Source organism: Pseudomonas sp. TH32 (genome assembly GCF_016650855.1).
Classification (GTDB): Bacteria; Pseudomonadota; Gammaproteobacteria; order Pseudomonadales; family Pseudomonadaceae; genus Aquipseudomonas.
In genome coordinates, this window is sequence record NZ_JAEKFA010000002.1 from 2,315,099 (window position 1) to 2,330,934 (window position 15,836).

Sequence of the window (15,836 nt, forward strand, 5' to 3'; positions counted from 1 at the left end):
GTGGGGGCCGGATTACGGCGTGGTGGTGCCGCTGATCACAGCGGCGAAGGGGACCTGCTTGCGGCTGAATACGCGCTGCCAGTTCGCGGCAGTGGCGTATTGGGTAGCGGTCGGACTGAGGTTCTGAGCCTCGGAGCCCTTCCAGCTGAAACCTGCGGGCTGCAGGATGTAGGTCTTCCGCTCCCACAGCACTTCTGCACCGCCACCATTGCCGCCGCCCGGCTTACGCTCGAGCTCTACCGGAACCTTCGGCGTGCCTTCGCCGTAGCCGAAAGCGCCCTGGCCGAAGAACACCGACAGGTACTTGCCGGCGCCATACACCAGGGCATCGTCCATGAACACTGGCTTGCCGAGGTAGGTGGCCAGGATGATCTTGCCGTCGGAGTCGCGCAGGTACTCGATGAGGTCCTGCTTGACCATCTGGTTCATCACCACCGAGTGCACGCCGATGGCGCCGAACTGGTCGGCCGCATCACCGGCGGTGAAGGCGGCATCCTGGAAGGCGTTCGCACTGATTGTGGCGCCGGCGTCGATGACCATGTCACCGCCGTTGTTCGCGATGTTCGAGGCGATGATGCCGCGAGCCGCGCCCAGAGTGTAACGCTGCCACTGGCGGGTCCAGTAGGTGCCGAAGCGGTTGCGGATCTGCTGCTGGGGCTCGGTGTTCGCCAGCTCAGCGGTCAGGTCGGTGACGCCGTAGCCTTTGTTGAGGTACAGAACGCGAGCGCGCATGCTGTCCTGGGTGACCTTGCCGACTTCGCCTTGGTCATTCGGGTCGTCGTTGCTGATGTTCGGTGCTTCATCAGCGTTCAGATCCTGCCAGTAGCTGATCTCGGCGGTGCCCTGGCTGCCGGAAGCGATCGCATCCAGCACAGGAGAACGGGTCACAATGCCCGACTCGTATACAGCGGTCTTTTCCGGGCTGTTAACCGGCGCCAGGGAGGCGTAGTAATCACCGACGAAGATGTCGGTCAGTTGGGTAGTTGCCATGGATTAGGTTCCTTTGGTGGCCTGGATTTTCTTGAAGAGCTCAGGGTTGTCACGGGCGATCGCAGCGCGCTCGGTTTCCGTGTACTCGCCCCATTTTTTCGTGGCCTTGCCACCGTTGTCGCCGGTCTGCCCGGCGCCCTGAGCCCTTGGCCACAGGTGTGTTGCGGTTTCACGCAGAGATTCCGCCCATTCGAGCGGCGAAAGCGGGGTTTTCCCGTCCTTCCCGTAAACGACCTCGCCGTCACGGTCGGTGGCGATCGCCTCGCCGTCTTCACTTAGTTTGAAAGTGCCCCGTGCACGCAGGATGATGTCCTCGGCGGCCTCTGGGAGCGCGCCAGCCTTGATGGCAGCAGCGCGGATGGAATCGGCCAGCACCTTGTCGCTGTACTTGGCAGCAAAGGCCTCGGCCTTGTCGGCGCGAGTCTTCTCGGCGGCCAACTTGGTGTCGTAGTCAGTGCGAAGACGCTCGGTGCGGCGGGTGATGACCTCGTCCAGCTTGCCCTCGGCAATCAGCTTGGTCTCTTCATCCTGGCCTACCTTAGTAAGCAGGCCCTTCACGGCTGCGATGTCCAGGCCTTCAAACTGGGACTTGAAGCCATCCAGCTCGGTTTTGGTGGTCCGGAGCGAGCCAAGTAGCTCGGTATTTTTGTTCTTGAGGCCCAGGGTCGCAGCCTCGACAGCTGCAGCAATGGCGGTCTGAACTGCCGGGTCTTCAAGATCAATCTGGTTTTCATCTGCCACTTGGTACACCCCTTGGGTTTGGTCAGCCCGCTTTGCGGGCATAAAAAAACCCCGGCATGGCCGAGGTTGAAAGAATTAGGAAATTTAGGTGTGCTTTGGAGAGCGGTTAATCTTTTGGATTATCGGTTTCGCTCTCACTGAGTAATCCGGCAAGTTGAGCCATCTCAGTCAGGTCGCGTTTAAGTCCGGCTATTTCGTCTTCTCGGCGCTTTCTTTGCTGTTTCAGCGCCACGTCCACAAGCTTAATGATCAGTTCCTGTGGGAGTTCATAGACGATATCTTCGTGGGCGGCTCTGATAAATAACCTGGCCTTCCGAGATCCTGCAGCTTCTAGCGCCTGAAAAAAGCTTCGTTGACCCCGAAATTACCATCGCTCGGGCGCACGCCACTATCTGAGAGCCTACCAATGATCGGTTCAGCTAATTTCTGCCCGAAATGTGAGAATTCAGTATTCCGAAAATCGACCAGATCCAGCGTGTCTCCGAGCACTAGCTTCTGCGGTAGCTTAATGTTCCCGGAAGATTGTGTAGCTAGATTGATAGACGATTCATAGTCGTCAAATTCCATATGGACTGCCAATACCGTAACAGGGGTGAGCCCATTTGAAAGGAGCCGAACTGAAAATAAATCAGTGCCGTGCTCGACAGTGATTTTTAAGTTTGCCCGCTCTCTATCTTGCTGCCTCTTTGACTGATCTAGAGCGACGCCAACAGCGAAAAGAGTGCCTAACCCAGCCACCCAGTCCCCTAAACTGCCCCAGACAGGTAAAAATTCAACAGTATTCTTCGGATTGAAGATTATTCCAGCATTCAGGCCCGCTAAGCCCGAACACAGACACAATCCAAGAACGATACAGTACAGAGTCCATCTCATTAGCCACTCCTTTTGAGATCGGCTTTATATCAGACGGCGCGCGGATCATCTACGTTAGCTGTGACGATCCACCACATATAGTCCGCGCATTATCAGATGATCAGCGAACTGCGTCCTGCTCGGCGCGTATGGCGGCGGCCGCATGCGCAGGCCGGGCGTATTTCGGTTGAGGCGCGTGCGCCGGCCATTGGGCTCAGTGCAATGCGTTGGCTCCTCGATCTGGAAGCCCTGTTCGACAGCATATAGCTCGACCGCCAGCCGCACCTGGCCCCACTCCAGTTCAAAGGGCACGAATGTCTCGGACAGCGTGTGGTATTCGATCTTGCAGTCACGCCGAGGCCAGGCCATTGCCTGTTCAGGCTTGGCCTTGCGCCCTTTCCACTGGCGACTGTTGATGTCGGCCGCAGCGCGCAGCAACAGTTCGACCTGGTCAGCCTCAGCCTCAGGTATCCGGAACCCGTAGTAGTCGCTATAGAAGATCAGTTTCTCCAGCGGCACGAAGCTATTCGAGTCTGGCCTGCCCTTCCCGTCCTCAACGATGATGTGCATGTGCTATCTCAACCTGGTTGAGCGCCGAGTGTAACGCCTGCTCGGGTGAACATGTCGGGCTCTGCGTCCTTCAGTTGCGCCAAGGTCAGCGGCTTGAACGACTTGTCGAGCTGCAGCTTGGCGAACTTCTCCGGCGTCAGCCCTCCGTCGCGGAACAACTTGCCCCGGACCGGCCCAAGGGCGTGATCCTGGAAGCTCGCCGGTTGCGTTGCCAGCCACTCGTAATAATTCAGGCCAGCGTCGACCTGGGCCCCGCCGTTACCGCCCACCGAGGAGCGCGTGGCGTCCTTCGCGAACATCTCCGAAAGCCTGGTGGTCGGCACCGTAGTTGACCGGCAGTTGATATGCGCCGGGGGCAGCGGACCTTTGCCCAAGTCGAAGCGCATCCCGTCCAGGCCCTTGCATTGCTGCGAGGTCTTGCGATCGAGCGTCGACACCCACCGGTAGCCCAGCACTACATCGCTGTTTGCCTTCAGTGTCTCCATCCGCGCTGTTGTGGCCACATGCTGGATTGCCGTCTGCACCACAGAGGCGGCGTTGCGGTTGCTAGCCGCCAGGACGCCATCCGTGAAGTTCTGCGCAGCGGTACCGCGAATCGCCTGAATGATCTGGGCATTGGTCTGGCCCTGGCCGAAGCCAAGCCGGATCGTGTTCGTGACACGCATCGTCTCGGTGCGAGTCCAGCCGCTGACGAAGCTTTTGAGCAGCTTGCCGCCATCGATACCCTTCACCTGCAGCGGATAGGAGAACACCGCCGCCCGGATCACCGTATTGGTCGGCACCACTGCGTCGATGGAGAGTGCATTGCTCAGGCTTTTGGCCTCAAAGCTCGACTCATACAGCGCGATGTCGACCATATCGGCCTGCACCAGGTCGCCGTAGGCTTTGTAGATCTCAAGCAGCTTGCCGTCCACTCGGGCCAGGAACTGCTCAAGGCGGTCGCGGCTGTAGGTCGTCAGCTCCTTGCGGGTGAGTTGCTCCCGCACCAGCTTGTCGATCTGGCGCAGGTACTTCTCGAACTTCTTGACCTCACCGGCCTTAAGCCGCTCCAGCATTACCGAGTGGCGAGTCGTCTGCTCCAGCAGTTGGCTGTCCGCCTGCACCAGGTTTGTCGATGGCATCGTCTTTATCCAAGTTGATGCCGGCAGACTCGCGCTCATCGCTGATCAGTTCGGCTTCGTCTTCGTATGGGCGGTCCGGCAGCTTGCCGGTGGTGAGGTACTGCCAGTAGGTGTCGGCGCTGATCGTGCCGGCCATCACACCCTTGAGCAGCTCGGCGAGCACCTGCGCGTCGACCACTGGGGTCACGAACTCAGGGTTCACCTTGAACTTAACCTGCTTGGGGTCGTAGCCCTTCCACTCAGCGGCGTACCGCAGCCCCTGCTCTACCGCCTCCGCCACCGTGATGACGATGCTGTGCAGCGTGGCGTGCTGATCGTTCTGGCGTGTTTTGCGCGCCTCGCCCGACTCGGTACCGGCGACGTCCATAACTTTGGCACCGGCCTCAAGCGCGGCGTTCTTCTGGTCGTCCATCGCCTTGCGCACGGCTTCGATACCTGCGCCCTGGAACTCCAAGTAGCCGCATTCGCCGTTCGGGCCCAGGTCCCAGGCTGCCGACGGTCCGGTAACGCTCAGTTCCACAGTCTCATCCAGGCCAGAAACCCACGGCTGCGGGTGACTGGTCTGATGCAACGACGTGAAGTAGTCAGCGCTCAACTGGTAGGACTTCAGCGCGGCCCGCGCCATGGTGAGCAGCGGCACCTCATCGACATCCGGGGAGTTGTCGGTGGAACCGCAGTAGATCACCGGCAAGTACGGCAGGCCTTTAACCAGACGGTTGTCAGTTCCTGTTGTGCCCAGCGGCGTTTCGCCCTCAACCAGCTCACCGCCTTCATTTCGCACGGCGGTGTAGCAGACCTCGTTGAGCATGAAGAACTCACGGAACACCGTGTCGCAGTCATGGCTGTAGCGATCGCCGCCCTTCTTGCGGAACTCGCGGAACACAGAAAGCACCAGGTCCTGTCGGCCGCCTTGATCAGCCGTGTCCCAGTTGATCGCGTTGCGGGTGGCGTACGTCGAGAAATACGGTTCACCGCTCTCGTCGATATTCACCACCAGCGGTACCCGGCCGTGTGAAATGGCCTGGCGCACCATGCGAAAGAACAACTGCTTCAGGCCGAAGCCGTCGGCAGTGGCATTCTCCTCCAGCCCTTTCAAGCCGCCGGGCAATTCGATCTCAGGAATAAGCCGTGAGACCAGGCCCATCATCGAGCGAAGTGAGTCGCGCACCCAGTGCTCGTACTGAGCCCGGTCGGTGTAGTTCTGATACAGGTACTTGTTGCCGGCGCCGTCGATCTTTTCAGCTTCAACCATACCGCTCGGCATGGGCAGATTGCGCTCGTTTCGCTTCACGGCGCACTCACCTTCGAGCGCGTCGTCCATCATCTCCCACTCGGCGATGTGCACGTCGTAGTCGGGGTTTGTCGATTGCACTGGCATCAGGCCAAGCCTCCAATTCGGCGTGTTCCGCCTGTGCGTGTTTTGATCGGGTAGCGCTTGGCAATGAAGTAGCCGGCGGCATCGTTCATGTGGTCGTGACCCTTCTTCGGGTCTTTGTCCGGCTCACCCCTGTCGGTGTAGGTCTGTCGCTCAAGGCACAGCATTAGCTGTGGGCATTGATCAATATTCACCTTCAGGCGGCGCTCACCATAAGTGTTCAGAAACATGGCGTTCAACGAGTTAACGCGGTCCTTAACTCCTGGATTCGTTGAGTCAACGACCACCGTGAACCCGGCCTTCTTCAGTAGCGAAAGGTCGGACTCGCTCGCGTTTTTGCTGCTGGTGTTCTGTCCACTGGCATCGGGATAGACCGCCACCGAATGACCAGGGAACCGTGTCTGAATCTTCTCGATCATCTCCGGCGTGTCGCGCACCCCATGAAATTCATCCAGGGCCAGCGGCAGGTCGTCCCGCACGACATAGACAACGGACGCCATCTTCATGACGTTGAAGTCCATACCGATATGCAGCGCCTCACCTGGCTTGATTCGCTCGCTGGTGCGGCAATCCGTGCGATTGAACGTGTAGTAAACGACGCCCGCGTAGTTCTCGAAGCCGGCTTCGTACTCTTGCCGGAACGTTCGCGGGTCCATCTTGCGACGAGCGGCGTCAAGCTCTTCAGGAGGAACGTTGCCACCCTGCAATGACGTGTACTGCCAGCTCTTGTGATCGGGTTCGCCACCTGGCTTGCCGTCCAGATATGTGTCGTAGCAGTGGTTGAAGCCTTTCGGTGTGCCAATCCGCAGCGCATGGCCGCCCTTTCGCACTCCGACGCCCGGAATCGTGTACTGACAGGTCGAAAGCATCGGCCTCAGCACTTCTTCCCAGGCAGCCCACGGGCAGTCCGCCCATTCATCCACCAGGACGAAGAACAGACCGGAGCCGCGCAGGTTGTCGTAGTTGTCGAGCCCCACCACGCGCATGACGTGACCGGACTTGAGCGTGATCGAGCATTCAGTCTCGTTCGGGCGGTGCGCACGCCACGCTTCAGGGATGGCTTGCTTCAGCCGGCGCCAGAACACGCGCTTGGCCTGCTTGAAGGTCGGCGCGCCGTACCAGATCTCGTCCTCAACGCTCACACCCCACTCGGCAGCCAATCGCGCAGCACGGCGCATCTCGGCCTTGCCCAAGAACGTCTTGCCGAACCGGCGGCCACACACCGCATCGCGGAAGCGGGCCTCAGGCTGGAAGCCCCAGCAGTAAATGTTCGCCTGCTTGGGCGTCAGTTTGACCGGTGGATCAAAGGTGCGGGGAAGTCGGGACATGCTCATCAGGCTCCAGCGTGTATTCAGCAACGGCGTGCTGCTGGTCCGCGTGGGAGCCAAGGGGTTTTTCAGTTTCAAGGCGGCGGTTCACGTAGACGTCGCCCACCTCTTTGGCGGCCTGCTCGTACAACTGAGCGGTGAGCGCCAGGTTGCGCATGTTCTCGGCCTTTTCGGCCATGCGCCCCAGGCCACGTAGCCGGAAGGCGCGGTTCGCGATTGGAATCTCTGCCGTTTCTTCGCGGAAGCGCTTGCGAGTGTCGTGGAACAAGGTCACCCACTTCACCGCAAGCCCCTTCCCCGCAGACTTGGTTGGGTCGTGCGTCTCCACCTGCTGGCGGCTGACCACAACCCCGTATTCGTTCTTGACGGCTTCCACCACCTGGGACGGTGTGTCAAAGCACGCCAGCGCCTGAACGATGAAGCTCTTCACCTCATTTTTCAGGACTGCCATAAATTCTCATCCGTCTAGAGCCTGTCAAGAATCAGGCCGATCTGAGCAGACAGGTTCCGCAGGCCCTCGCAATGTTCAATTTCCCCACCTCAGCAGGACTGTTTGCAGCATCCACCAACGCTTGAACGTCAGGGCTTGCACCGTAGCGGCGGACCACACCGACGAACTCTTCGACGTCGTGGCCCTGCAGCTTGATCTTCGGTGCACCGTCTTGGGTGAATGCTGGTTGACCGTACTTGTCGGTCGCGTGAGCCAGGTGATAAAGCTCGTGTTCTACCAGTGCGCAGAACTCAAGGTCGCTGCACTGCGCGCAGTAATCAGCAGCCAACGTGATGATGAAGGCCGGCACATCACCGAACCAATCACGCATCTGTTGTTCCATCCGCGCCTTCTGCCAGCCGCCAGCACGGAACGCTACCTGTTCGGCCTGGCCCAGGACTGTTCTGCCCTGCTTCTCGAAGCTCGACGAGGCCCACATGATCCGGATGTCTGCATCCAGTAGATGGGCATGGTCTTCATTGTGAATGGTGCCGGTGCCGGCAAAGATCTCGGCTTGGAGCCATTCCCATACTTGGGGGCTGGGGAGAGGCGGATGCCGAAGTCGGATAACTCTGACTGCTCTAACAGTAAGGAAGGCGGCATCGGTCTTTTCATTGCTACCTGCCAGATGGGTTTACGCATGCAAAAAAGCCGCCCAGAAGGCGGCTTCATACAACGCAGAGGTCAGTCCTCGAGGCTCAATTCGCTCTCAAAGTCCGGGAAGCGCTCCTCGAACGCATCATCAAGTGCTTGCTCCGGATCCTCGGAGCGGAGAAGAGGTTTCAAGCGACCCCAGCCAAGCCGGGGCCACACCGAAAGTTTAGACGTTTGAATAACGGCAAACTCGGAGTCGGCTAGCTCCACTGCCGTCCAGCCCATAGAGTCGAGTTCACCGAGGAGCTCGCTCAGAAAGGGCACAGACAGACGGGACCAGCCAGAAATCATGCGCAAACCTTGCCGGGTGAAGCGAAAGCGGGACATTTCCCTACCCTTCTCCTCCGCATACAAATCGGCATTAATTAGGAGTGCTTGCGCAGTGGAATAAGCATTAAGTTTCGTGCGACGGGTCATTGATAAATCCTCAGATTTTTGACAAGGGGTTTTATTTCAAGTGTTCGGAGCTTGTTCATAAAGAACGCTGACATCGTAACCTAAAAATTCATATTTGCAAGCTATCTATCAGTTTCAACCACTATACACACTATTTCATCAGTAGACCCTAGCGCGCCGCCCATGAGTAGCGCTCCTCCGACGCTTAGGCAAGCGCCACGATCTGGCGCATCCATAAACGTGGCGCGGATTACTGCGATACCCGATTGAGGGCTTCGTCCGCTTTGTCGGCAGCCTGGGCAGCAGTGGTTGCAGCCTTTGTGGCTTTGTCGGCAGCGGTACCCGTTTGGCGAGTCAGTTCTTCCAGGCGCTTGTCCCGCTCAGTCATTGCGGTGTCGTAAGCCTTTCGGATGTCGGTCACCTGACTGCTCTGTTTCTCGGCGAGCGACCAGTAAGCGGCCTGGTAGCCGAGAACAGATCCTCCACCCACCAGCACCACAGCAATGGCCCAGACCTCGGCCCGGCGCCACCAGCGGCGTGCGATAAATTCCAATGCGCATCTGTCCATCAGGCGATTCCTCCCAGCTTGGTACGCAGGCGAGTGATCTCGTCGCTCTGCTGCGTCACGCGGTCAGTGAGTTGAGCGACCTGGCTGGTCAGCGCTTCGATCTTGCCTTCCATACGCCCAACAGCGGCGGCCAGGTCGTTCCGCTCCTTGGCGAACTGATCGGCGCGGGCCTCGGCTTCTTTGCGGGCGGCGCGCTCTTGGTTCAGCAACTCGTTCAGGCGCTTCAGCGTGCCGATATCGGCGCTGTCCATTGCCCGGTCGGTCGCATCCTTGGAAAGGAAGCGGCGCAGCCAAAGCAGGCCGCCCAGCACAACGGTGGCACTACCGCCCAGCCAGGTAGCTGTGCCTGGGCCGAGGTCAGTAGGATCCATCGTCACTCCATGAAGAAAATGGCCTTGGCCAGTAATAGGTCAGCCCCGGCGGCACACCCTGCTCAGTGCGAAGGGTGTGGCGGGGCCGAAAATGAAAAGCCCAGCGCGATGGCTGGGCTCTATTACGCAAGCAGATAGAAGATCATGGAGTCCAGTAAGCAATCTTGCCGCCTGCACCAACAGCTACAAAATTGCCGTTGCCGTAGGCGACGCTCCGGATATCGGTTCCTGCGAAAGTGTTGGCTTGCTGAACCCAGCCGATCCCATCCTCGGAAACGGCTGTCTTGCCGCCGTCGCCGACAGCTACATACTTGCCATTACCGTAAGCAATGTCGCGGATGATGGTTCCACCGAAACTGGTATCTGCAACAGCAGTCCAGTTAAGCCCATCGGGTGAATATGCCATCTTGCCATCCGCACCAACGATAAACATTTTCCCGTTGCAAAGCTTCATGGAAAAGATGGTGCTAGTGCCGAAGGTGCTGGTTACGGTCGAGAATGATTGCGGATTACCCGTCGCCATCTTCACAGCGCTAAGCAGCTTCCCATTCGATCCCGCAACCAACACAAAAACGCCAATGACGTTGACGCAGTACACAGTCTCGTCAGAAGTGAAGGTCGTAGTGCGCTCCACCTGGCCTGACCAATCGCCATAACGGGAAAAGACTTTACCGTTAGACCCAACCAGTATCCAGGTCGCGTCGCTGCCGGAAATTGGTTGATAATAAGCAATGCCTTGCAAGTCTCCGGACACGCGAACAGTTGCCGTAATGTTTGTCCAAGCCCTTTCAGGGCGTGCTGTGCTGCCGTAGGCCACATTGCCGGATTGAGAAAGGGCTTGAAGCTGTGTCCCAATACCGTTCCAGTACAGATCGTTGAGGACCTTTCCGCTATCAGAGGTGACGACGTCCTTAAGCCTGGTCCAAGTTGTACCAGTCGCGCCTCCGCTGACAAGCTGAGTGGTTGTGGGAAGACCGTTGCCACCAGCCGCATAAAACTTGCCGTCCCCAAAAACCACGCGCCTAAGCATGTCGGTGTTATCCACCGGTTGCACTTGGGTCCAAAGATCTTGCAAGGTTTGAGACGCCGAATTTGCGTTTTCCATTTTAAACTCCGTTACTTAGCTGATTTAAGTTCAGGCCTCTGTATTGGGCGTATGGCGCTCATCGGCGATTGCTCGAGGCTCGCGGCCTTCACATGATTCAACGTCCCGCACCGGGAACACTTGATCTGGAGCTCTGTAAACTCACCCGTACGGGCGAGAAGTCGGTTGCAGTTACCGCATCTGAATTCTTTCAACATCTGCAAATTCCTTTTGCATTGTCTTTTCGGCGAGCAATAAAAAGCCCCGAGCTTGCAAAACTCTACCCTTTCTTAATCTACGAAATAGCTGCTGCCGCCGCGTCGGGCGGGTTAAAGGCTATATTCAGTTATCACTCACAAATAGGAGTCAGCCATGAAGCGTATCGCTCTCATGTTGATCGTTTTAACCGCGACGTCTACCGCCGCGCTTGCAGATTCTTTTGGTGCTTCTAAGAACGTGGAACTGAGCGGTCAACATGCAACCGCCAAGGAGGCAAGCCGCAACCCCGCAGCCACGCCGGCACAGGCAAAATCCACGACGACCCCGGCAACTCCTGTCGTAGCTGGCCCGCCAGGAATGATCGGCACTCCGACAACTGGCCCTTTAAATGATGCCGCTGCGGCGCTCGGGGCGGGGAACGGCCCTACGGAGGCAAGCGGAGGTTGCGCCAAAGGCGCGTCTTGCCCTGTTATGAATGCAAAATGACTTACAAAAAAGCCCCGCACAGTGGCGAGGCTTTTTAGTGTCAATCCTTAACGCGCAAGATCGACAGGATGGATAAATACTCTCTCACTTTCTCACTCAGTGCAATGACTTTTTGCTACGCCGCGCAACTTTCGATAAGTCCCTCTGCGTCGAGGAGTTCCTGAGCGGCAGTGAGCGCCTCGTTCACCTGGTCATCCAGAGTCTTGCGGATCCCTGAGCGCCACCGGTACCGAGTAGATTCAGGCTTGCCGTCGTTATCCCAATTTGTGATGTCGTACCAGGCTGCCGGCAGCACTGCGGCGGAGCGCTTGCCTTCGGCACCAGCAACCTGCGGAATGGCCCAGGTCAGCACCGCGCATTCCCGGAAGCGCTTCGGCGCCGGCGTCTTCACCGAATTCAACAGTTCCAGGATGGCGCCATGCTTGCGCTCCTGGTGCGTCGAGTACTTCGCCACGAGCGCCCGCCAGTGCGCCGGGGTTAGCGCCTTATGCAGCCGACCGAACACCCAGCAGTCCTGTAGAAACGCCGCCTCCTTGCCGACGATCTCCCCCTTCTGCTTGGCACAATGCACCTTGGGCTCAAAGTCGCACCCGCCGGCGGAACTAATGGTCTCGGCCGCGAGGGCTCGAACTACTGCTGAAACAACGTTGCGATAGGTCATGCTGCAGCCCTCTTCAGTTCTCTGGTCTTTGCCCGGTAGTAGGCCTTGATGCCCTTGATCTGCTCGACGGAGTACTTGCGCACGCTCTGGTCGGCTTCCAGGGCGTCAACCGCTTCCTGGCCGATTCGCGCGATCAGGCCGATCCGGTAATCCACGGCATTGCCCGAAAGGAATCGGTTGTCCTGCTTGCTCTGGGCGTGGCAGTTGCGTTCATCGAAACGCAGGTGCGGCGCGGAGCCAACGCTGCGGTAGTGGCCGGCATCGACTGCGTTGCCGCTCCAGTCCAACGGCTTGCCGCTGGAGATGCAGGGGTGCCCGGCGGCCTGGTCCCGGGTGCGGATGTATTCGTTGAACGCCTGCTGAGCCTCGCGCATATGTTCGCCGCGGCTCTTCAGCTTCTCCTTGCGAACCTTGATCTCGCGGCGCTCAACTTGAGCTAGGGACTTGCGCGCCTTGGCCTGGTTCACGTCCTTGATGGCGAGGCCGCACTTCGGGCTACATACGGACTGTCCGAGACGCTGCGGCGGGAAGCTGATGCCGCATGCCGGGTTCTTGCACTTCTTCGGTTTGGGTTGCTTGGCGATCATGCAGCCTCCTTGCTGAGTAGATCAGTGAAAACCACACCTTGGCCTGTGAAGTAGGTGGCGATGCGGTCGGTGTAATTGATGCCCTGGGCACGGTTGAACAGGCTGGTCACCGGGAAGCCGTCGGGGCCGAACAAATGACACTCCCCCATCATGGCCAGCTTCGTTTCGTACGGCAGATGACGCATGACCCGGTACCACTCAGCCTGAAACCCGGCATCCTCGTTCAACAGGATCTGCACGCCGAAGTGCAGCTTGCAGTAGCGCCGGGCGTCAGCCGCGTCACCGATCTGGGTCATTTCGGCGATGCGCTTGTACATCCCGAACCACAACCGGTTCTGGTCAAGCGTGCGGTCCTTGCCCGGGCGCATTGTCACCACCACAAACTTCTTGTCTTTGTACATGGCGCTGATTTTGGTGATGACTTCGGAGAGCTTGGCCTGGCAGTTGACGCTGATTTTGTCGGACATTAGAAACCCTCCTTCCCGCGCTGCGATTCCCACTCAAATGGAATGACGATCACCCCGCCCTCCCGCAGCCGATCAATGCAGCGCTCGCCGATGGCCCCTGGCAGCGACTGCCCATCCAGGTTGGAAACGATCACCGTCGGACGCATTTGCTCGTACCTGCCGTTGATGATTGCGAAAAGCGTGGTCAGCTCGAAGTCGCTGGGCTTCTCTTTGCTGACGCCGATCTCATCCAGGATGAGCAACGAGGGACTGATCAGGCTCGACAAGATCTGGCTTTCGCTCTGGTCGCTGGAGTGATCGTAGGTCGCGCGGATGGCCTGCAGCACGGCGCCGATGGTGCGATACACCGCGGTTGCGCTGGACTTGGCCATGATCTCGTTGGCGATAGCCACGGACAGGTGCGTCTTGCCGGTGCCGGGTTTGCCCAGTAGCAACAGGCAGCGGCCAGTCTCGGCGATCTGCGCGAACTCAGCGGCATACCGGCGGCAGGTGTTCAGCGCCTTTCGCTGTTCCGTGGTGGTGGCGACGTAGCCGTCCAGCGTCTTGCTCGCAAAGCGTTTGGGGATCAGCGCGGCGCCGAGCTTGCGCTCCATAGCCATACGCAACTCCATCGCCTTGTTGGCCCGTTCTGCCGCTTCGACCTTCTCGCGAAGGATCCGGCCACACTCAGGGCAACCGCTCTTCAGCTCCTTGCCCAGTACCGGGAAAATCTTCTGGTCGTAGTGGCCGTGGGTCTCGCATTCGGCGGGCTGGATGCGGGTGCCCGGCGGGAGTTCTGGGCTTTTTTGGGCGGGCTCAGATCGCATAGGAACCGTCCTCACGCTGAATCAGGCCATCGGTGTAGTTGCGGTCAGCAAAACCGGTGTGGCGAGACTGAGAGGCCGGCACCGGTGCGGATTCAGCCAGACGCTTGATCACCCAGGAAGCCTTGAAACCCTGCCAGCCGGAATTCAGCGCTTCGGTGATTGCATCGTCTGCGGTGATCCCGGCCTCGGCGCACTTGGATAGCTCGGTATTCACGGTCGACCAGACGGTGGCTGTCACGGCAGCGCGCTTGGCCTTGCGCTGAGTCAGCCAGTCAGCGAGCAGTTGCTCTGGAACTTTGTGCGGGTTGTCTGCCAGCAACTGGGTCATGCCGAACGGCGTCTTGCGATCAGGCTTCGGAGGTTCGACTGGCTCTTGGGGCGGATTAATCTCTTTCGTAGAAAGAGTTAATAGGGGTTCTTTCTTTGTATAAAGAAGGGAGTGAGCAGTTTTGGTCTCACTCGCAGGCGGTCTCAGTGAGACAATATTGTCTGAGTGAGACGTTTTGGTCTCAGTGAGACTCGGCTGTTTTTCTTCGAAGAAAGACCACTCGCGGACAGGCGCGATGCCGATATCCCCACGGCTCCCGCCAACGCGAAAAATGATCCGGCGCTCAAGGAGGTGGCTGATCGCTTTCGACGTGACGTCGCGGCGCAAGTTGGTCTGCTTGCCGATATCGTCGGCAGTCAGGCGTTTAGTTTCCAGTTGATAGCCGATGGTCTGGCGTGCAATGGCCATGAGCACGCGCAGCTCACGCGCTGGCAGGTCAACCGTAGCCAAAGCCTCCATAAGACTATTATCCATACGGGTGAATCCCCGAGGGTTGTGTAGCGCAACAATGTTTGGCATGATTTCTCTCGCTTGAAGCTGTTGAAGAAGCCGACCTCGTACGTCGGCTTTTTTATTGCCTGGAATTCGGTGCGGAAGCGCCAACCTCCCCGCCCTGCTCCCCATTTCGCCCCTCTCAAACCCCACTGGATAAAACTCCAGCAACTTCAGGTTTCTTACTTCGCAGACCGACTGGGCCGATACTGGCTACACGGATCAAGTGAGCGCGGGAGTCACGCGACCGACTGGATGTCTCTTTGGCGCATACACAGCTCGCGAGCCGTTATCTGTCCGCCGGTTAACTCTTCAGCCTTAAATGCTTTTTCAGCGCCCATCGGATGAATCCCGGAAACCCAGTACGAAACCGCGGCCTGCGAGACGTCGAGCGCCAAAGCTGTTTTGGTTTGCCCGCCGAAGAAGTCGACGAGCCTTTCGATAGGGGTCATAAGAGCGCCCTCCTGATAAGCCTGCTTATATCCTAAGTAGAAGGACACTTATTTGCAAGGCAATAAGGGAACTTATAAATTTCAGTTATGAGCACACTCGCCGAACGAATCAAAACCGCACGCAACCACGCCAAGCTGACGCAGAAGGCTCTCGCCTTAAAAGTGGGTGTTGAGCAGCCGGTAATCTCCCAGCTGGAGACCGGAAAAAACCTTCAAAGCGCACACCTCCCGAAGATCGCGCACGTGTGCGGTGTGAACGCTATTTGGCTCTCGGAAAACACCGGTCCAATGACTGGAGTGAGCGCCTCGGAATCGAACATTTCAGTTGCCGCCCAGCCCACCAAATCATTCCGCTACCCGGTAGTGAGCTGGGTAGCCGCCGGCGCCTGGGCGGAAGCTGTAGAGCCCTACCCAGCTGGAATCTCGGACACCTACGAGTTTTCGGAGTACGACTCCAAAGGCCCGGCGTTCTGGCTGACGGTTAAAGGTGACTCGATGACAGCGCCTGCCGGCCAGAGCATCACCGAGGGCACTTTGATCTTGGTGGACACAGAGGCCGAGGTCGCACCAGGTAAGCTGGTCGTGGCCAAGCTGCCAGACAGCAACGAAGCGACATTCAAGAAGCTGGTCAGCGACGGCGGCCGACTGTTCCTGAAGCCGCTGAACCCGAGCTACCCCATCGAGGCAGTCGACGAGAACTGCAGGATCGTTGGCGTGGTTGTGCAGGCGCTGCAGAAGTTTTACTGATCAAGGGATTTGATTCAATTTTGCAGGACATCTGAAAAGGAAATCGAGATG

21 protein-coding genes and 1 pseudogene are annotated in these 15,836 nt (G+C 58.4%); 2 read left to right on the top strand and 20 right to left on the bottom strand.

What is annotated here, in order from left to right; all coding sequences use genetic code 11:
- Window positions 1–12: 12 nt before the first annotated feature.
- The 14 genes and pseudogenes from JFV30_RS14185 to JFV30_RS14250 form a co-directional block, all read right to left on the bottom strand.
- Window positions 13–990: a major capsid protein gene (locus JFV30_RS14185; protein ID WP_047280211.1), complete on the bottom strand. Its 978-nt coding sequence runs from the start codon at window positions 988–990 to the stop codon at window positions 13–15.
- Between the two features lie 3 nt (window positions 991–993).
- Window positions 994–1,731: a hypothetical protein gene (locus JFV30_RS14190; protein WP_201124354.1), complete on the bottom strand. Its 738-nt coding sequence runs from the start codon at window positions 1,729–1,731 to the stop codon at window positions 994–996.
- Window positions 1,732–2,061: 330 nt separating this feature from the next.
- Window positions 2,062–2,604, bottom strand: coding sequence for a hypothetical protein (locus JFV30_RS14195; protein ID WP_201124355.1), 543 nt, complete (start codon window positions 2,602–2,604; stop codon window positions 2,062–2,064).
- A 54-nt stretch (window positions 2,605–2,658) separates the two neighbouring features.
- Window positions 2,659–3,153, bottom strand: a complete 495-nt coding sequence (locus tag JFV30_RS14200) for a DnaT-like ssDNA-binding protein (protein WP_201124356.1) — start codon at window positions 3,151–3,153, stop codon at window positions 2,659–2,661.
- Between the two features lie 8 nt (window positions 3,154–3,161).
- On the bottom strand, window positions 3,162–4,274 hold the full coding sequence (locus JFV30_RS14205; RefSeq protein WP_207201872.1) for a minor capsid protein: 1,113 nt from the start codon (window positions 4,272–4,274) through the stop codon (window positions 3,162–3,164).
- The gene (locus tag JFV30_RS14210) at window positions 4,192–5,652 is read right to left on the bottom strand and encodes a DUF4055 domain-containing protein (RefSeq protein ID WP_201124357.1); all 1,461 of its coding nucleotides are present in this window, start codon (window positions 5,650–5,652) and stop codon (window positions 4,192–4,194) included. Before JFV30_RS14210 ends, JFV30_RS14205 begins: the two co-directional genes overlap by 83 nt.
- Window positions 5,652–6,977, bottom strand: coding sequence for a phage terminase large subunit family protein (locus tag JFV30_RS14215; RefSeq protein WP_201124358.1), 1,326 nt, complete (start codon window positions 6,975–6,977; stop codon window positions 5,652–5,654). The genes JFV30_RS14210 and JFV30_RS14215 overlap by 1 nt, the downstream gene beginning before the upstream one ends.
- The gene (locus tag JFV30_RS14220; RefSeq protein ID WP_201124359.1) at window positions 6,952–7,428 is read right to left on the bottom strand and encodes a DUF2280 domain-containing protein; all 477 of its coding nucleotides are present in this window, start codon (window positions 7,426–7,428) and stop codon (window positions 6,952–6,954) included. The genes JFV30_RS14215 and JFV30_RS14220 overlap by 26 nt, the downstream gene beginning before the upstream one ends.
- A 31-nt stretch (window positions 7,429–7,459) precedes the next feature.
- Window positions 7,460–8,082 (bottom strand): annotated as a pseudogene (locus tag JFV30_RS14225) (putative metallopeptidase).
- A gap of 69 nt (window positions 8,083–8,151) precedes the next feature.
- Window positions 8,152–8,538: a hypothetical protein gene (locus tag JFV30_RS14230; RefSeq protein WP_060765010.1), complete on the bottom strand. Its 387-nt coding sequence runs from the start codon at window positions 8,536–8,538 to the stop codon at window positions 8,152–8,154.
- Window positions 8,539–8,767: 229 nt separating this feature from the next.
- Complete coding sequence (locus JFV30_RS14235; protein WP_201124360.1) at window positions 8,768–9,085, bottom strand: hypothetical protein; 318 nt, start codon at window positions 9,083–9,085, stop codon at window positions 8,768–8,770.
- Complete coding sequence (locus JFV30_RS14240; RefSeq protein ID WP_025856073.1) at window positions 9,085–9,456, bottom strand: chemotaxis protein; 372 nt, start codon at window positions 9,454–9,456, stop codon at window positions 9,085–9,087. Before JFV30_RS14240 ends, JFV30_RS14235 begins: the two co-directional genes overlap by 1 nt.
- Window positions 9,457–9,598: 142 nt before the next feature.
- Window positions 9,599–10,561, bottom strand: coding sequence for a hypothetical protein (locus JFV30_RS14245; RefSeq protein WP_201124361.1), 963 nt, complete (start codon window positions 10,559–10,561; stop codon window positions 9,599–9,601).
- A gap of 11 nt (window positions 10,562–10,572) precedes the next feature.
- On the bottom strand, window positions 10,573–10,758 hold the full coding sequence (locus JFV30_RS14250; RefSeq protein ID WP_201124362.1) for a Com family DNA-binding transcriptional regulator: 186 nt from the start codon (window positions 10,756–10,758) through the stop codon (window positions 10,573–10,575).
- 154 nt (window positions 10,759–10,912) lie between these two features.
- On the opposite strand from JFV30_RS14250, the gene JFV30_RS14255 reads away from it, so the two are divergent.
- Window positions 10,913–11,245 (top strand): hypothetical protein, encoded by a 333-nt coding sequence (locus JFV30_RS14255; protein ID WP_201124363.1) that lies wholly within the window; start codon window positions 10,913–10,915, stop codon window positions 11,243–11,245.
- 115 nt (window positions 11,246–11,360) lie between these two features.
- Here the strand turns inward: JFV30_RS14255 and JFV30_RS14260 are convergent, their stop codons facing one another.
- From JFV30_RS14260 to JFV30_RS14285, 6 genes are all read right to left on the bottom strand, one after another.
- Window positions 11,361–11,906, bottom strand: coding sequence for a hypothetical protein (locus tag JFV30_RS14260; RefSeq protein WP_201124364.1), 546 nt, complete (start codon window positions 11,904–11,906; stop codon window positions 11,361–11,363).
- Window positions 11,903–12,493 (bottom strand): recombination protein NinG, encoded by a 591-nt coding sequence (locus tag JFV30_RS14265; protein ID WP_201124365.1) that lies wholly within the window; start codon window positions 12,491–12,493, stop codon window positions 11,903–11,905. The genes JFV30_RS14260 and JFV30_RS14265 overlap by 4 nt, the downstream gene beginning before the upstream one ends.
- Window positions 12,490–12,960: a hypothetical protein gene (locus JFV30_RS14270; protein ID WP_201124366.1), complete on the bottom strand. Its 471-nt coding sequence runs from the start codon at window positions 12,958–12,960 to the stop codon at window positions 12,490–12,492. Before JFV30_RS14270 ends, JFV30_RS14265 begins: the two co-directional genes overlap by 4 nt.
- On the bottom strand, window positions 12,960–13,766 hold the full coding sequence (locus JFV30_RS14275; RefSeq protein WP_201124367.1) for an ATP-binding protein: 807 nt from the start codon (window positions 13,764–13,766) through the stop codon (window positions 12,960–12,962). Before JFV30_RS14275 ends, JFV30_RS14270 begins: the two co-directional genes overlap by 1 nt.
- Window positions 13,756–14,613 carry a replication protein gene (locus JFV30_RS14280; protein ID WP_201124368.1) on the bottom strand — a complete coding sequence of 286 codons (858 nt, stop codon included), beginning with the start codon at window positions 14,611–14,613 and terminating at the stop codon, window positions 13,756–13,758. The genes JFV30_RS14275 and JFV30_RS14280 overlap by 11 nt, the downstream gene beginning before the upstream one ends.
- 212 nt (window positions 14,614–14,825) lie before the next feature.
- Entirely contained in the window at window positions 14,826–15,038 is a 213-nt protein-coding gene (locus tag JFV30_RS14285; protein WP_178955860.1) for a transcriptional regulator, read from the bottom strand.
- Between the two features lie 87 nt (window positions 15,039–15,125).
- Between JFV30_RS14285 and JFV30_RS14290 the strand changes: the two genes are divergently transcribed.
- Window positions 15,126–15,785, top strand: a complete 660-nt coding sequence (locus tag JFV30_RS14290; RefSeq protein WP_201124369.1) for a LexA family protein — start codon at window positions 15,126–15,128, stop codon at window positions 15,783–15,785.
- Window positions 15,786–15,836 lie beyond the last annotated feature (51 nt).

What these genes read in the sequence shown, in the direction of transcription:
- JFV30_RS14270 (WP_201124366.1), bottom strand. Translation starts at nt 12,960, where the DNA reads ATGTCCGACAAAATCAGCGTCAACTGCCAGGCCAAGCTCTCCGAAGTC.
- JFV30_RS14280 (WP_201124368.1), bottom strand. Translation starts at nt 14,613, where the DNA reads ATGCCAAACATTGTTGCGCTACACAACCCTCGGGGATTCACCCGTATG.
- JFV30_RS14220 (WP_201124359.1), bottom strand. Translation starts at nt 7,428, where the DNA reads ATGGCAGTCCTGAAAAATGAGGTGAAGAGCTTCATCGTTCAGGCGCTG.
- JFV30_RS14245 (WP_201124361.1), bottom strand. Translation starts at nt 10,561, where the DNA reads ATGGAAAACGCAAATTCGGCGTCTCAAACCTTGCAAGATCTTTGGACC.
- JFV30_RS14265 (WP_201124365.1), bottom strand. Translation starts at nt 12,493, where the DNA reads ATGATCGCCAAGCAACCCAAACCGAAGAAGTGCAAGAACCCGGCATGC.
- JFV30_RS14215 (WP_201124358.1), bottom strand. Translation starts at nt 6,977, where the DNA reads ATGTCCCGACTTCCCCGCACCTTTGATCCACCGGTCAAACTGACGCCC.
- JFV30_RS14290 (WP_201124369.1), top strand. Translation starts at nt 15,126, where the DNA reads ATGAGCACACTCGCCGAACGAATCAAAACCGCACGCAACCACGCCAAG.
- JFV30_RS14255 (WP_201124363.1), top strand. Translation starts at nt 10,913, where the DNA reads ATGAAGCGTATCGCTCTCATGTTGATCGTTTTAACCGCGACGTCTACC.
- JFV30_RS14240 (WP_025856073.1), bottom strand. Translation starts at nt 9,456, where the DNA reads ATGGATCCTACTGACCTCGGCCCAGGCACAGCTACCTGGCTGGGCGGT.
- JFV30_RS14250 (WP_201124362.1), bottom strand. Translation starts at nt 10,758, where the DNA reads ATGTTGAAAGAATTCAGATGCGGTAACTGCAACCGACTTCTCGCCCGT.
- JFV30_RS14285 (WP_178955860.1), bottom strand. Translation starts at nt 15,038, where the DNA reads ATGACCCCTATCGAAAGGCTCGTCGACTTCTTCGGCGGGCAAACCAAA.
- JFV30_RS14260 (WP_201124364.1), bottom strand. Translation starts at nt 11,906, where the DNA reads ATGACCTATCGCAACGTTGTTTCAGCAGTAGTTCGAGCCCTCGCGGCC.
- JFV30_RS14195 (WP_201124355.1), bottom strand. Translation starts at nt 2,604, where the DNA reads ATGAGATGGACTCTGTACTGTATCGTTCTTGGATTGTGTCTGTGTTCG.
- JFV30_RS14235 (WP_201124360.1), bottom strand. Translation starts at nt 9,085, where the DNA reads ATGGACAGATGCGCATTGGAATTTATCGCACGCCGCTGGTGGCGCCGG.
- JFV30_RS14185 (WP_047280211.1), bottom strand. Translation starts at nt 990, where the DNA reads ATGGCAACTACCCAACTGACCGACATCTTCGTCGGTGATTACTACGCC.
- JFV30_RS14210 (WP_201124357.1), bottom strand. Translation starts at nt 5,652, where the DNA reads ATGCCAGTGCAATCGACAAACCCCGACTACGACGTGCACATCGCCGAG.
- JFV30_RS14205 (WP_207201872.1), bottom strand. Translation starts at nt 4,274, where the DNA reads ATGCCATCGACAAACCTGGTGCAGGCGGACAGCCAACTGCTGGAGCAG.
- JFV30_RS14230 (WP_060765010.1), bottom strand. Translation starts at nt 8,538, where the DNA reads ATGACCCGTCGCACGAAACTTAATGCTTATTCCACTGCGCAAGCACTC.
- JFV30_RS14200 (WP_201124356.1), bottom strand. Translation starts at nt 3,153, where the DNA reads ATGCACATCATCGTTGAGGACGGGAAGGGCAGGCCAGACTCGAATAGC.
- JFV30_RS14275 (WP_201124367.1), bottom strand. Translation starts at nt 13,766, where the DNA reads ATGCGATCTGAGCCCGCCCAAAAAAGCCCAGAACTCCCGCCGGGCACC.